Here is a 14,650-nt window from a genome sequence, read left to right as displayed (position 1 = left end):
TTGCCTCTAGCCCCCTATAATCTCGAAAACCCCCTTGAAATGTAGGGAAATCTATATTCAGGGCTATAAAAACAGCATTAGTAGAGATGTAGAGGCAGCCGATTTGATTTACGGCAAGATTAAAACCAGCGAATCCATTATGGCAAAAGCAAAACCCTCAAAGTGGCTTGCTTGTGCTTTTGCACCCCTGTTTTTTATGACTTCTGTTTTTGCGCAAACATCACCCGCTAATTCAGCAATCCCAGCTAGTGTGACTGTGCAGACAAATGATTCTAAAGAGGTCTTATCCACGCCTCCAGTAGTCAGCAATGACAGTAGCAATTCAAGCGCTCCCAATACATCTCAGGCCGCATCCTTATTTGCACCCGTAACCCAAAGTAATACGCCGAAGATTTATACAAAGGGCATGCCATCTGGCCCTGCAGAAATGGATTTGCGACAGCTCTGGAACGAGCTTAAATTAAATAACCCACAATTGTCTTCCTTGCGTGAATCCTATTTATCAGCAAAGGCAACCGTTCCGCAGATTAATGCCCCAGCAAACCCTCAAGTCGGCTTAGTGTGGTCAGGCATGCCAGCGAATTCACCGTTTGCCTTGGGCGGGGCTAATGCGCCATCTCCGCAATATCCTACTGGCATCAGCAGTAATAACTCTATTTCTGTGGCGCAGCCGTTTCAGTTTCCGGGTAAGAAGAGCTTGGCATCCGATATTGCTAACACCAATGCTGAGGCACTCTTAGCGCAAAGCGAGTCTATTTACTTGCAACTGGGTGCACAGTTATCTACTTTGTATTACACCGCTTTAGCATCCCAAAAACAACTGCAGGTTCTGAAGGAATCTGTAATGCGTTTGGAGATGATCAAGAATGTCGCTAAAGCGCGCTACTCGAATAACGCCTCTGCTTATGTTGAGTATCTGAACGCACAAGTGGCGCAGAGCGCAGCGCAAGCTGATCAATTTACGGTTGAGCGGCAGTTATCTGTTTCGCTTAATAACATTAATACACTGGTAGGTCGCCACTCGAGAGAGAAGCTCGTGCTACGTGGCGATGTACGTCGTGCTACGAACAGCGTTCCAACCTTGTAGGAGTTGGAAGACTATGCCGAAACCAGTCATCCTTCATTAAAGAGCTCAGCTTTACAGCTGGAGGCTGCACGTAAAGGCGTGGATCTAGCCAAGAAAGCCTACTTGCCAGACTTTCAGGTCATTGGCTCATCCTTTACGCCACGCGGACCATTCTCTGCTAACAACGGTGCGATGTACTACCAGTTTGAATTGGACCTGATTATTCCGCTGTATTTCTTTACCAAGGAAAAGTATGGGGTAGAGCAGGCGCAGCGTAACCAAGCAGCAGCAGAAGCTGGCAACATCTCTAATCGTCAACAAATTGTCTTGGCGGTTAATAGTGCTTATGCCACATACGAGCAAGCCAAGAGCCAAGCGCAATTTCTTAAAGAGCGCCAAGTTCCACAAGCAGATGCTGCTTACAAGGTGGGCCTTACTCAGTATTCAAATAATGGTCAGGGATTTAATGATTTACTGACAGCGCAAACACAATTGCGTAGCCTCGAAGTTCAATTGGCGCTAGCGGAGAGTAATCTACTCCAAGCGCAAGCAGTATTGCTAGTTACCTCTGGCAAAGAACCTTTTTAAGGAGCGGTATTGAAAGACAAAATTCTTTCTGTTCTAAAACAGCTTGGTGATAAAGCAAAGCCTATCGCTGATAAGGTGTTACATTTTGGCGGCCATAAACTGTATGTAGCTATTGCTAGTGTTGCTGCGCTGTACTGGAAGCTCAGCCCCCAAAATCGCTATCGCATTCGCTTGGCTGCCTTTGCTTTTGCCATCTTGTCGATGGGTATTGTTTTGGGTCGAATTACCAATGTCAATCGCAATGTCAAGATTGAAGCTTCCGATAAAGCTCTCAAGATAGAGAAGAGTGGTGTCTTGGAGTTAAGACTTCCTGGTGTCAAACTGAACCCAGAAATCTATATCTTCCAAACAGCAGAAAAAGTACAGGTACCAGTAGATATCAAAGTACCGGGCCGCTTAGCGTTTAACGCCGAAAAGTCCAAGGTGCTATCTGCGCGTGCGCCAGGACGAGTAGAGCGTATTTATGCTTTTGATGGCGCCGAGGTCAATATCGGCTCCCCAATAGTGGAGCTCTATAGCCCAGAATTTGTCTCAGCCCAGCAAGAATACTTACTCTCTTCAAAAACAGCCCAGGTATTGGAGTCAAGCAAAACTATGGGTGACTTGCTTGGGGATGCTCGCATTACCCAACAAGCAGCCGCAAATCGTATGCGTAATCTTGGTGCTGGCGATGGTGATATCAAGACCATTGAAGCTACCGGTAAAACTCAAAGTAATTTAGTGATGCGATCACCTCTAAAGGGTGTTGTAGTTAAGCGAAATGTGGAGCCAGGGTCTGCTTTGAACTCTGGTGATGTGATTGCCACCTTGGCAGATCCAAAACAACTGTGGTTCCTGGGTAATGTATTTGAACAAGACTTGCGCTTGATTAAACCGGGTCAGAAGTTAGTTTTGCAGGTTGAGACTTACCCGGATAAAGAGTTCGTAGCTTATGCAAACTATGTTGCTCCAACAATAGATCCGCAAACTCGAGCTTTATTGATTCGTGCGGATATAGATAATCATGATGACCTTTTGCGTCCTGACATGTACGCCTCTGCCAAGCTCACTACTGGCATGACTGATGCCATCGTTGTGCCGCAAACAGCAGTAGTGCGCATACGTGAGATGCGTTATGTGATTATTAAAGCAGGAGACGAAGTGTATCGTCGTATTCCTATCAAAGGTTACGATTTGAATAGCAAGGCCTTTGCAATTACCGATGGTGTTGGATCTGGGTCGCGCATTCTCGCGGAAGGTGCAGCGCTATTAAATGATCGATTTGCAAAGCAGGAAGATTAATTGAGCGCCTTTACTTCTTTTATTCGGGGTGTACTTGAAAAACGCGTGCTTGTCATCGTTGGTTCAATTGTGCTGCTCGGTTTGGGGATGTATAGCCTTTCTAAGTTGCCGATTCAGCCTTACCCTGGGGTGGCACCATTAACGATCCAGGCAATTTCTCAATGGCCTGGTCGAAGCACAACTGAGGTAGAGCAGCAGGTTACGATTCCGGTTGAGAATGCCTTGGCAGGTATTCCTGGTCTGCAGGCTTTCCGCTCCGTATCCTTATTTGGCTTATCTGTTGTGACTTTGAAATTCAATGACACAACGGATCCATTTCAAGCGCGTCAACGTTTTATTACTAGCCTGTCTAACGTGAACTTTCCAGATGGAGTCACTTCCAGCGTCAGTCCAGATTCTGATGCGACTGGTGAGATCATGCGTTATGAGGTGAAGTCAGATTGCGCTTCGTCGACTGATCTAAAGACATTGCAGAACTACGAGATTTATAAAGAGCTTAAGCAAACGCCGGGGGTTGCAGGCGTATCTTCATTTGGCGGCAAGGTTCGCCAATATCAAGTGATTGTTAGCCCAGAAAGCCTGCAATCAAAGGGCGTCACTGTTACTGAATTGATTACCGCCTTAACTAATGCGAATAGCAATACCAGTGGCGGACTATTACCCAGTGGCGAACAACAGTTTGTAGTTCGTGGGGTAGGGCTTTTAAAAAGTATTGATGATATTAAGCGCGTTGTTGTTTCAACTCACAATGGCGTACCAATTCACATTGGTGATGTTGCTAGTGTTGTGATTGGCAACGCACCACGTTTGGGTATGTTCCAGTTTAATGACAACCCGGACTCTGTTGAAGGTATTGTTTACTTACGTCGTGGCGAGAATGCTACCGAAGTCCTGGCACGTGTGCGCAATACTGTTGAGAATATCAATAAGCAAATACTGCCGCCAGGCATTGAGGTAGTGCCATTCTATGATCGTCAAGTTTTGCTAGATATCACGATTGGCACAGTAAAGCACACGCTGTTCTTTGGCATCTCTTTGGTCCTTGCAGTGCTGTTTTTCTTCTTGGGTAATTTACGTGCGGCGGCTGTAGTGGCTGCAGTAATTCCATTAGCGCTATGCGTATCGTTTATTCAGATGCATTTATGGAGTGTTCCAGCAAACCTAATTTCTTTAGGCGCGATTGACTTCGGTGTAATCGTGGATTCTGCGGTCATCCTGACGGAGAACGTGATGCGCCACCTAGAGGAGGGTGGCAAGCGCCTTAATCAAAGCATTATCTATTCCACCGGCATCATTATTGTTGCCTACTCTCCATTGTTCTTTATGGGCGGAGTAGAGGGCATCATCTTTAAGCCAATGGCCTTCACCATGGGCTTTGCCTTGATCGCGGCAATGATCTTAAGTCTGACATTCTTGCCAGCCATGATCTCTTTGGTCTTCGGTGAGAACTTGCATCACAAGCCGCCTGGATTTATCACCAAGCTCTTGGATGGCTATAAGCCTTTACTCAGAAAGTGGATGGATCGCCCATTAACCGTGGTATCCAGTGGCGGTATTTGTATTGGGTCTCACCTTATCGAGCATTACCCGTTTGGGAACGGCCTTCTTGCCAACGCTAGAAGAGAACAATATTTGGTTGCGAGTCACTTTACCCAATACAGTGGATTTGGATTATTCGGTCAAGGTGACTAATCAGTTACGCGAGACGTTCTTAAGGCAGCCTGAGATTGAGAAGGTAGCTGCCCAAATTGGTCGCCCTGATGATGGCACGGACTCCACCGGAATATTTAACCAAGAGTACGGACTCTATTTAAAAGGCCCTGACAAGATGCCAAGTGGCTCTAGCAAAAAAGGCCTAATCACTCATCTTGAAGCGGAACTCAATAAAATCCCGGGCGTTACCTATAGCTTTTCTCAGTATATTCAAGATAACGTTAATGAAGCGCTTTCAGGTGTTAAGGGTGAGAACTCTGTCAAGATTTATGGAACCGATCTAGAGATCTTGGATCAAAAATCCCATGAAGTCATCGATCAACTTAAAAAGGTGCGTGGCGTTGCAGATGAAGGCATCTTGAAAGAGTTGGGTCAACCGACTTTAAACATCCAGATCGATCGGGAGCGAGCTGCGCGTTACGGCATCAATGTGAATGATATTCAGACGGTAGTTGCTAACGCCATTGGTGGTGCAGCGGTGACAAATCTCTTGGAGGATGAAAAGACTTTTGGTATAGCAATTCGCCTAAATGAAGGAAGTCGTAATGACATCGCTGATACTGGACATCTCTTAGTAGACTCCCCTAGCGGTGCCGCCATTCCCTTATCGATGGTTGCTACTGTCCAATTGTCTGACGGACCATTCTTTATTTATCGCGAAGCAGGTAAGCGTTACATTGCAATTAAGTTCAGCGTACGTAACCGCGATTTAGGTAGTGCCGTAGAGGATGCGCAATTTTTGGTTGAGAAAAATATTACTTTGCCGCCAAACTACTCCATTAGCTGGGATGGTCAATTCAATCAAATGAAACAGGCACAGAAAAACTCTTGCTGATCGTTCCATTGGCATTGCTGGGAATCTTCTTGTTGCTCGTTAGTGCTTTTGGTAATTTCCGTGATGCAGTCATTGTGATGATTAACGTACCGTTTGCAGCTATCGGTGGTGTAATCGCCTTGCATCTCGCGGGTGAGACCTTGAGTATTTCTGCCTTCTTTGGCTTCTTGTCTTTATTTGGTATTGCGATTCAGGATGGGGTGATTTTGATCTCCTTTATCAACAAGACGGCAGCGACTGAGCATCGTGCGATGAAGGATGCCATGGTGGAGGGTGCTTCCTTACGCGTTCGCCCAGTGCTGATGACTGCGGCACTTTCTGGCCTAGGGCTATTGCCTGCCGCTTTATCCCATTCGATTGGCTCCGAGGCTCAACGCCCCTTGGCCCTGGTCATTGTGGGGGGGTATAGTGACGACAACTATTTTGACCCTCTTGGTATTACCAGTAATATATGGGTGGTTCAGAGGTCGAGCGTTGACCCAGATGGCAAAGGCCTAAGGCTATATAAAAAGCAGTGAAATTCATGAGTGAAAACACAAAACAGCCACACATTCTGATTTCTAATGATGATGGCTATCTTGCTCCTGGTCTTTTGGCTCTAGTCAACGCCATTCGTCCATTGGGGCGGGTCACTGTGATTGCTCCCGAACAAAATCATAGTGGCGCATCAAACTCTTTAACACTCTCACGACCACTATCGATTCATCGCGTAGCCGGTGGTGAGCGAGACGGCTTTTTATTCATTAATGGCACCCCAACTGATTGTGTTCATATCGCGATGACCGGATTCTTAGATGAAAAACCAGATCTCGTGGTTTCTGGAATTAATCAAGGCGAGAACATGGGTGAAGATACTCTGTACTCGGGCACTGTAGCTGCTGCAATTGAAGGCGTCATGTTTGGTGTTCCTGGCATTGCTTTTTCACAAATCGATAAGGGCTGGAATCGCATTGAAGATGCTGCAAAAGCTGCGCACGATATCGTCGCGCAAATGCTGGTGTCGAAGATGGCGCACAGCGAAGGCCCTGCAACTTTGCTGAACGTGAACATCCCAAATCGTCCTTATGCTGATTTATATCGCTGGCGTGTTACTCGCTTGGGCAATCGTCATCATTCTCAACCAGTGGTTATGCAAAAAAGTCCACGTGGTGATGACATTTATTGGATTGGTGCTGCTGGACATGCAAAAGATAGCTCTGAAGGCACTGACTTTCATGCAATTGATGAGGGCTGTATCTCGATCACGCCAATGCAATTGGATTTAACGCATCATGCCCGTTTGGCTGCCATGCGAGCTAACGGCTGGACCCGCGGTTGAGGTCATCCGCAGAACGTAATGCTGGTCATCGGCAAGCGCTAGCTGCGAAGGTCCTCGCTGCTGGGGTCAAACACGGCAAAACCTTGGAAGCGATTGCTACAGTTCCTCGTCATGCATTTATGGATGCAGGCATGCATCCCCAGGCCTATGAAGATACTGCTTTGCCAATCGGTCATTCACAAACGATTTCGAAGCCGTCGGTAGTTGCTCGCATGATTGAGCTTTTACATAAGCCCAAACAACAGTTGGGCAAAGTATTAGAAGTCGGCACTGGTTGCGGATACCAAGCAGCAGTTTTGAGTTTGCTTTCTGATGAAGTCTATTCAATTGAGCGCATTCGTCCTTTGCACGACATGGCCAGAGAGAAGCTGCGCCCATTTCGGATTAAAAACCTGCGCCTCATTTATAGGGACGGGATCCTAGGCTTGCCTCAAGCGGCCCCATTTGATGGAATTATTCTAGCTGCAGCTGGATTAGGTATTCCGGACGCCTTATTGGACCAATTGGCTATTGGTGGTCGCCTTGTGGCCCCAGTTGCCAAAAATGAAAAAGAGCAGCAATTGATCATGGTTGAGCGGATGAGCTCCCAGCGCTATCAAAGAACGGTTCTGGACGAGGTCTTTTTTGTCCCCTTACAATCAGGGGTAGTATGAAAAACCCAATAAACCCTATGTCTAGATATCTTCTATTACTTCTGGCAATCGCCTCTTTGGCATTTAATGTCGGTTGCTCAACCACTCCTAGGACTAAGCCAGCAAATGTCATTGATCGAAGTGGTGGTGGTAATGAGCCTGCACCTCCTGGTTACTATCGCGTTAAGCGTGGTGACACCTTAGCCCGCATTGCTTTAGATAATGGGCAGTCCCCACGTGATTTAGCGCAGTGGAATAATTTATCTAACCCAAACTTAATTGAAGTGGACGACCTAATTTTGGTAAAGCCTCCAGCTAACAGCAGAATGACTGTTAAGCCAATTCCGAAAACGGCTAGTGATGCCCCAAAAGCGGATGCACCAAAGATCGATGCTGCCAAAGGGGCTCCTAAAGAAGTCATTGCAGAGCCAGGCATTCGTTTGTCATGGCCAGCTAAAGGTAAAGTCACTGAAGAGTTCAGTGAAAAAACCAAAGGGATTGATATTGCCGGTAAGTTAGGTGAGCCGATTACCGCAGCATCCGATGGCAAGGTGGTCTATGCTGGTAATAGCTTGCGTGGCTACGGCAACCTGGTCATCATTAAACACGACAATACTTATCTCACAGCCTATGCCCATAACCGGATACTCTCAGTAAAAGAGGGTGATACGGTGAAGAAGGGTCAGAAGATTGCCGAGATGGGTGATACCGATACGAACTCAGTAAAACTCCACTTTGAATTACGTATGAATGGCAAGCCAGTAGATCCAACGCCATACTTGCAGTAATTGCTCGCGATCAATTGCTAGTGATTTAAGTATGGCAACGGTTCTCGTCTTCGATATTGAAACCATTCCTGATGTTGCAGGATTGCGTCGCCTCAATGACTATCCTGATACCTTATCTGGCAGTGAGGTTGCAGCTAAAGCAATGGCAGAGCGGGCCGAGAAAACCGGTAGTGACTTTCTACCCCTTTATCTGCAGCGCATCTGCGCGATCTCCTGCGTCATCCGTAGAACCACCAAGGAGGGCTCACCCCAAATTAAGGTCGGCGCACTAGGCACAGCGCAGGATGATGAAAAGGTATTGATTCAAACCTTCTTTGAGTTGGTGGAAAAATACACCCCTCAGCTAGTGTCTTGGAATGGCAGTGGTTTTGACCTCCCAGTGCTCCATTACCGTGCATTAGCAAACCATGTGCAAGCCCCTCGCTATTGGGAGATGGGGGGGCAAGAAAACGATAGTCGTGAATTTAAGTGGAACAACTACATCAGTCGTTATCACATGCGTCATCTTGATTTGATGGATCTTCTGGCTAAATTTAATGGTCGCGCTAATGCACCTTTGGATGGCCTGGCAAAACTCTGTGGTTTCCCAGGCAAGATGGGAGTGGATGGTAGTCAAGTATGGCCGGCCTATCAAGAAGGCAGGATTGACGAGATTCGTCGCTATTGTGAAACCGATGTAGTGAATACCTATCTGATGTACTGCCGCTTTCAGTTGATGCGTGGCGGCTTCTCATTAGAAGAGTACAAAGAAGAAATCACTTTCGTTAAAGCCTATTTAGAGAAAGAGTCAAAAGAGCCACATGGTGAGCAGTGGCAAGAATATCTCTTGGATTTCGCCCCCGATGCGTAGAGGAGAAAAGCCAGTCCACATCGTTGTGACTGAGCCGGTACGAGTTGACTCCCTTGATCTGGACGCACAAGGCATTGCGCGCTTAGCGCCTAGTGAAGAAGAGGCTGGGCTTGAGCTAGATTCTGGTCAAAGCGGCAAGGTCATTTTTATTCAGGGGGCATTGCCAACCGAGCTTGTCACTTATGTCATTACGCGTGACAAAGCCCGCTTTAGTAAAGCCAAAGTACTCGATGTCCTCAAGCCAGCTGTATTTAGAGCGGAACCTAAATGCAAAGTCTTTGGTGTTTGTGGTGGTTGCACGATGCAGCACTTGGATATTAGGGCGCAGGTTGCCATGAAGCAGCGCGTGCTTGAGGATGATCTCAAGTACATAGCTAAAGTAGCCCCTGAAGAAATTCTTCGCCCCATGGGTGGCCCCGCTTGGGAATACCGTCATCGCGCGCGCTTAAGTGCGGTTAATCGCTCTATCAAAAAAGGCACCGTGCTGATTGGATTTCATGAAGGTAAGAGTGGCTATGTTGCTGACATGACTGCTTGTGAGATTTTGCCTAAGCATGTTTCTGACTTGTTGCCCGAGATGCGTAAATTGGTAATGGCCCTTTCTATTGTCGATCGTATGCCACAAATTGAAATCGCGGTAGGTGAGCCCGAGGATCCCAATTCAGAAGACCCTAAAAAGTTAAAGCCAGTCACGGCATTGGTATTCAGGAATCTCCTGCCACTAACGCCTGCAGATGAACAGTTGCTCAGAGATTTTGCGGATGCGCATCAAGTCTGGATATGGCTACAACCCAAGGACATAGAAACGGTTGCGCCGTTCTATCCTTTAGCAGGCAAGCTTTGCTACCGTCTGCCTGAGTTTGAAATCGAGATGCCATTTAAGCCAGCGGATTTCACGCAGGTGAATCATATGATGAACCGGGCTTTGGTCAGTAGGGCGATTCGCTTGCTGGAAGTGAAGTCAAGCGATCGTGTACTCGACTTATTCTGTGGCATTGGTAATTTCACATTACCACTGGCAAGAAGGGCAAGCAAAGTTCTAGGTATTGAGGGTTTAGAAAGTCTCACAACTAGGGCTAAAGCTAACGCTGAGCATAATCAGCTCGCAGATAAAGTCAGCTTCATGCAAAGCAATTTATTCGGAGTGAGCACGGAAACAATCGCTTCATGGGGCAAAGCTGAGCACTGGCTAATGGATCCCCCGCGTGAGGGCGCTATGGAGATTTGCCAGGCCTTAGCTCAACTCCATGAGCAAGGCAGTGATCTACCGCCGCAACGCATTGTGTATGTCTCCTGTAATCCCAAGACCTTAGCTAGGGATACGGATATTCTCTGTCATCAGGCAGGCTATGTTCTCAAGAGTGCGGGTACCATTAATATGTTCCCCCATACCTCCCATGTAGAGTCAATAGCAGTGTTTGAAAGACTCCAGTAATTCAATGATTTAAAAGATCGGCAAATCAAGATATTGAAGCAAAGAAAAAGGCACCCGCAGGTGCCTTTTTATTAAGCTTAAAACTAATTTCTTAGTCTCTGTCGCCACCCATAATGCCCAATAGTGCGAGCAAGTTGGTGAAGATGTTATATACGTCAAGGTAGATAGCTAAAGTAGCCATTACATAGTTAGTTTCACCGCCGTTGATAATGCGCTGAACATCAACCAAGATAAAGGCAGAGAAGATTCCGATGGCTAAGACCATCACAGTCAACATCAAGGCTGGTAACTGCAGCCAGATATTGGCTAATGAGGCTACGATCAAGAGCAGTACGCCTACCATCAACCATTTACCCATTCCCGAGAACTCGCTCTTGCTCATAGTAGCAATGGAGGCCATCACGGCAAAAATTGCCGCAGTGCCGCCAAAGGCCAGCATGATCAAGGTAGCGCCATTGCTGTAGCTATTGAGTGTGTAGCCAACTAGACCGGACATCATGATGCCCATAAAGAAGGTGAAGCCTAGCAGCAGCAGAATGCCTAAGCCACTGTCCTTATTTTTTTGAATGGCCCAGAAAAAACCAAAAGCGATTGCCATAAAGACAATGAAACCCATGAAAGGGTTACTCGCCATAAAGTTGAGTCCAAAAGCAACGCCAAGCCATGCGCCAATGACAGTAGGGATCATTGAGAGCGCCAAAAGGGCGTAGGTGTTGCGCAGAACGCGGTTGCGTATCTGTGGTGTGCTGATCGAGCTTGTTTGCCCAAAGCCGTAAGAGTTGAGATCACTCATATTAACTCCTTTTTAATAGTAAATACACGAGCCCACATGGGGCTGTTGACAGTAAGTATAGACAAAATGGGGTAATTTCAAGCCCCCCATGAAAAAGACTACAAATCAAAGGGTTATGCCCTGTAAATTCAAGGGCTTAGCAAGGCTTGGATCAGGGTAAATACGGTCGGCCGATGTATAATTTGGGGGTCGCTGAATTCCTGGCGCCTTGTAGGAATTGGGGAGAGGCTTCTCCCTGGATCCAAATTGGCAGTAATTTAGCAAAATCTTTGAAATCACTATTGGAGTTTTACATGGCTATCGAACGCACCCTTTCTATTATCAAACCTGATGCTGTTGCAAAAAACGTGATCGGTAAGATCTACGACCGTTTCGAATCTGCTGGTTTGAAGATTGTTGCGTCCAGAATGGCGCATTTGTCACAAGCTGAAGCTGAGCAATTCTATGCTGTACATGCTGCACGTCCTTTCTTTAAAGATTTGGTGAGCTTCATGATTTCTGGTCCTGTCATGATTCAGGTATTGGAAGGCGAAGGCGCGATTGCTAAGAACCGTGACCTAATGGGCGCCACTGATCCTAAGAAGGCCGACAAAGGCACTATCCGTGCTGATTTTGCTGACAGCATTGATGCAAACGCTGTTCATGGCTCTGATGCTCCTGAAACTGCTGCTGTCGAAGTTGCATTCTTTTTCGCTGGCATGAACGTTTTCAATCGTTAATTCACGATTGCAAACGAATAACCTATTTAATACATAAGTAGGCGCATTGACCTCCCCGCGCGTAAATCTCTTAGATTTTGACGCTGACCAAATGGCAGCGTATGTCGCGGGGTTGAATGAAAAGCCCTTTAGGGCCAAGCAGCTCATGCAGTGGATACACCAGCGCGGTGTTTCTGACATTAATGACATGAGTGACTTAGCAAAAAGCTTCAGAGCAACCCTGCTCGATAAAGCAGAAGTCCTCTCTCTCCCAGTGATTAAAGATGAGCATGCAGCAGATGGCACCCGTAAGTGGTTGCTGGACGTTGGTGCTGGTAATGCTGTGGAGTCCGTATTTATTCCCGAGGATGATCGTGGCACCTTGTGCATTTCATCTCAGGCTGGTTGTGCGGTTAATTGCCGTTTTTGCTCAACAGGGCATCAAGGCTTCTCCCGCAACCTCACCGCCGGTGAAATCATTGGTCAACTCTGGTTTGCAGAGCATTTGCTGCGCACGGATCCAAATGCCGTTCGCCGTATTGAGAAATATCCAACGCCAGGCTGGGAGCACACCGGTCGCGTGATCTCCAATGTGGTCTTAATGGGTATGGGTGAGCCATTACTCAACTACGACAACGTTGTCACTGCTTTGCGTTTAATGCTTGATGACAGAGCCTACGGTTTATCGCGTCGCCGTGTGACCGTATCCACTTCTGGCGTTGTGCCGATGATTGATCGCTTAGCGCAAGATTGCCCAGTTGCATTGGCAGTGTCGCTACATGCACCGAATGACAAACTGCATGACCAACTCGTTCCGCTAAAGCAAAAATATCCTTTAAGAGAATTGCTTGCCGCCTGTGAACGGTATTTGCCGTTTGCCCCAAGGGATTTCTTAACCTTTGAATACTGCATGCTCGATGGTGTGAATGACTCTGATATTCAGGCGAAAGAGTTGGTGCGCTTATTGGCAAACATCAAATGCAAGATTAATCTCATTCCATTTAATCCATTCCCAGAATCTGGATTGAAGCGTTCAACTGCTCAACGTGTTCATGCATTCGCCAGCATTTTGTTGGATGCAGGCATGGTAGCTACAGTTCGAAAAACCCGTGGAGATGATATTGCTGCAGCTTGTGGCCAGTTAGCTGGTGATGTGGTTGATCGCACTAGAGTGCGCGAGCGCGCCGTGCATGACAAGCAGATTAATCTCGATCAAGATGGTGTTGAAAGTCTTGATGATGAAGAAGATGAGCAAGAGTATCAGCCTGAGCACTCAGTACAGTGGCTCAAAAGATTAGACGACTGATTACATCAAACAAGTCCAATGAGTAATTCATCTAATAATCTTCCAAAGCTACCCTTAGGCCCATCGCCTAAGAGAGCTACACGTCAGGCAACCGTTGCCTGGAAAACGAACATCATTACTGTTGGTGGCGATGCGCCAGTTCGCGTCCAATCCATGACCAATACCGATACTGCTGATGCAGTCGCTACTGCAATTCAGGTGAAAGAGTTGGCACGTGCCGGCTCAGAGATGGTGCGTATCACGGTAGACACACCAGCCGCAGCAGAAGCAGCGCCCTATATTCGTGAGCAGTTGGATAAGATGGATGTCTTGGTGCCATTGATTGGTGACTTCCATTACAACGGCCACACCTTGCTGAATGATTACCCGGAGTGTGCCAAGGCTTTATCCAAGTACCGCATTAATCCTGGCAACGTCGGTAAGGGTGCTAAGCGCGATCCTCAATTTGCGCAAATGATCGAAGCCGCCTGCAAATATGACAAGCCAATTCGGATTGGTGTGAACTGGGGCAGCTTAGATCAAGACTTACTGGCCAGCATCATGGATGCGAATGCTGCACTGGCAGTTCCTAAGACTGCACAAGAAGTCATGATTGAGGCATTGATTCAGTCGGCATTGCAGTCAGCTGAAAAGGCTGTAGAGTTCGGCATGAACCCCAATCAAATTTTGTTGTCTTGCAAGGTCAGCAATGTGCAAGATTTAGTGGCCGTGTATCGCGATCTCTCTCGTCGTTCTGATTACCCATTGCATTTAGGTCTCACCGAAGCAGGGATGGGAAGCAAAGGTATTGTGTCTTCAACAGCAGCTATGGGAATCTTGTTGCAAGAGGGTATTGGCGACACGATTCGAGTCTCACTCACTCCTGATCCAGGAGCACCACGCGAGAATGAAATTATTGTTGCGCAAGAAATATTGCAAACCATGGGATTGCGTAATTTCACGCCGATGGTGATTGCATGTCCTGGTTGCGGAAGAACAACTAGCACCACCTTCCAAGAGTTAGCTGCCAACATTCAATCCTATCTGCGCCAGCAAATGCCAGTCTGGAAAAAAACCCATCCTGGTGTTGAGGCAATGAACGTTGCGGTTATGGGTTGTATCGTGAATGGCCCAGGCGAAAGTAAGCACGCTAATATCGGCATTTCATTACCTGGAACTGGAGAGACGCCTGCTGCGCCCGTCTTTGTTGATGGCGTCAAAGTAAAGACTCTACGTGGCGATAACATTGCCCAAGAATTTCAGGTGATTGTGGATGAATACGTCAATCAACATTACGCCCCTAAGTAAGAGCAAAACCTAGTAAGAATAAAAAACAAGAACAATAAAAGAACTACAAAGCAAACGTAC

12 protein-coding genes and 2 pseudogenes are annotated in these 14,650 nt (G+C 47.0%); 13 read left to right on the top strand and 1 reads right to left on the bottom strand.

All coding sequences use genetic code 11. The features are described from left to right. Nucleotides 1-34: 34 nt before the first annotated feature. The 10 genes and pseudogenes from DXE44_RS10665 (at nucleotide 35) to rlmD (ending at nucleotide 10,506) form a co-directional block, all read left to right on the top strand. Nucleotides 35-1,087: a TolC family protein gene (locus tag DXE44_RS10665; protein ID WP_231970588.1), complete on the top strand. Its 1,053-nt coding sequence runs from the start codon at nucleotides 35-37 to the stop codon at nucleotides 1,085-1,087. A gap of 3 nt (nucleotides 1,088-1,090) precedes the next feature. Further along, nucleotides 1,091-1,654, top strand: coding sequence for a TolC family protein (locus DXE44_RS10660; protein WP_231970587.1), 564 nt, complete (start codon nucleotides 1,091-1,093; stop codon nucleotides 1,652-1,654). A 9-nt stretch (nucleotides 1,655-1,663) separates the two neighbouring features. Further along, nucleotides 1,664-2,935, top strand: a complete 1,272-nt coding sequence (locus DXE44_RS05355) for an efflux RND transporter periplasmic adaptor subunit (protein WP_114653225.1) — start codon at nucleotides 1,664-1,666, stop codon at nucleotides 2,933-2,935. Beyond that, nucleotides 2,936-4,627, top strand: a complete 1,692-nt coding sequence (locus DXE44_RS10655) for an efflux RND transporter permease subunit (protein WP_231970586.1) — start codon at nucleotides 2,936-2,938, stop codon at nucleotides 4,625-4,627. Further along, a pseudogene (locus DXE44_RS11400) lies at nucleotides 4,596-6,001 on the top strand (efflux RND transporter permease subunit). Before DXE44_RS10655 ends, DXE44_RS11400 begins: the two are co-directional and overlap by 32 nt. Nucleotides 6,002-6,006: 5 nt before the next feature. Beyond that, entirely contained in the window at nucleotides 6,007-6,801 is a 795-nt protein-coding gene (surE, locus tag DXE44_RS05345) for a 5'/3'-nucleotidase SurE (RefSeq protein WP_114653223.1), read from the top strand. Nucleotides 6,802-6,830: 29 nt separating this feature from the next. Then, nucleotides 6,831-7,454, top strand: a pseudogene (locus DXE44_RS05340) (protein-L-isoaspartate(D-aspartate) O-methyltransferase); the annotation flags it as partial. Nucleotides 7,455-7,471: 17 nt separating this feature from the next. Beyond that, a complete protein-coding gene (locus DXE44_RS05335; RefSeq protein ID WP_231970583.1) occupies nucleotides 7,472-8,221 on the top strand; it encodes a peptidoglycan DD-metalloendopeptidase family protein in 750 nt (249 codons plus the stop codon). A 31-nt stretch (nucleotides 8,222-8,252) separates the two neighbouring features. Continuing rightward, nucleotides 8,253-9,071 (top strand): 3'-5' exonuclease, encoded by an 819-nt coding sequence (locus tag DXE44_RS05330; RefSeq protein WP_114653217.1) that lies wholly within the window; start codon nucleotides 8,253-8,255, stop codon nucleotides 9,069-9,071. Further along, complete coding sequence (gene rlmD / locus DXE44_RS05325) at nucleotides 9,064-10,506, top strand: 23S rRNA (uracil(1939)-C(5))-methyltransferase RlmD (protein WP_114653215.1); 1,443 nt, start codon at nucleotides 9,064-9,066, stop codon at nucleotides 10,504-10,506. Before DXE44_RS05330 ends, rlmD begins: the two co-directional genes overlap by 8 nt. A gap of 91 nt (nucleotides 10,507-10,597) precedes the next feature. Here the strand turns inward: rlmD and DXE44_RS05320 are convergent, their stop codons facing one another. Next, entirely contained in the window at nucleotides 10,598-11,299 is a 702-nt protein-coding gene (locus DXE44_RS05320) for a Bax inhibitor-1 family protein (protein ID WP_114653213.1), read from the bottom strand. Between the two features lie 293 nt (nucleotides 11,300-11,592). Here DXE44_RS05320 and ndk point away from each other — a divergent pair, with 293 nt between their 5' ends. From ndk to ispG, 3 genes are all read left to right on the top strand, one after another. After that, nucleotides 11,593-12,018 (top strand): nucleoside-diphosphate kinase, encoded by a 426-nt coding sequence (gene ndk, locus DXE44_RS05315; RefSeq protein WP_046330292.1) that lies wholly within the window; start codon nucleotides 11,593-11,595, stop codon nucleotides 12,016-12,018. Nucleotides 12,019-12,109: 91 nt separating this feature from the next. Further along, complete coding sequence (rlmN, locus tag DXE44_RS05310) at nucleotides 12,110-13,303, top strand: dual-specificity RNA methyltransferase RlmN (RefSeq protein WP_231970670.1); 1,194 nt, start codon at nucleotides 12,110-12,112, stop codon at nucleotides 13,301-13,303. 18 nt (nucleotides 13,304-13,321) lie between these two features. After that, the gene (ispG, locus tag DXE44_RS05305) at nucleotides 13,322-14,590 is read left to right on the top strand and encodes a flavodoxin-dependent (E)-4-hydroxy-3-methylbut-2-enyl-diphosphate synthase (RefSeq protein ID WP_114653209.1); all 1,269 of its coding nucleotides are present in this window, start codon (nucleotides 13,322-13,324) and stop codon (nucleotides 14,588-14,590) included. Nucleotides 14,591-14,650 lie beyond the last annotated feature (60 nt).

It is taken from the genome of Polynucleobacter necessarius, assembly GCF_900095175.1.
In the GTDB taxonomy this organism is placed as follows: domain Bacteria; phylum Pseudomonadota; class Gammaproteobacteria; order Burkholderiales; family Burkholderiaceae; genus Polynucleobacter; species Polynucleobacter necessarius_I.
This window is presented reverse-complemented; position numbering and strand designations above follow the sequence as displayed.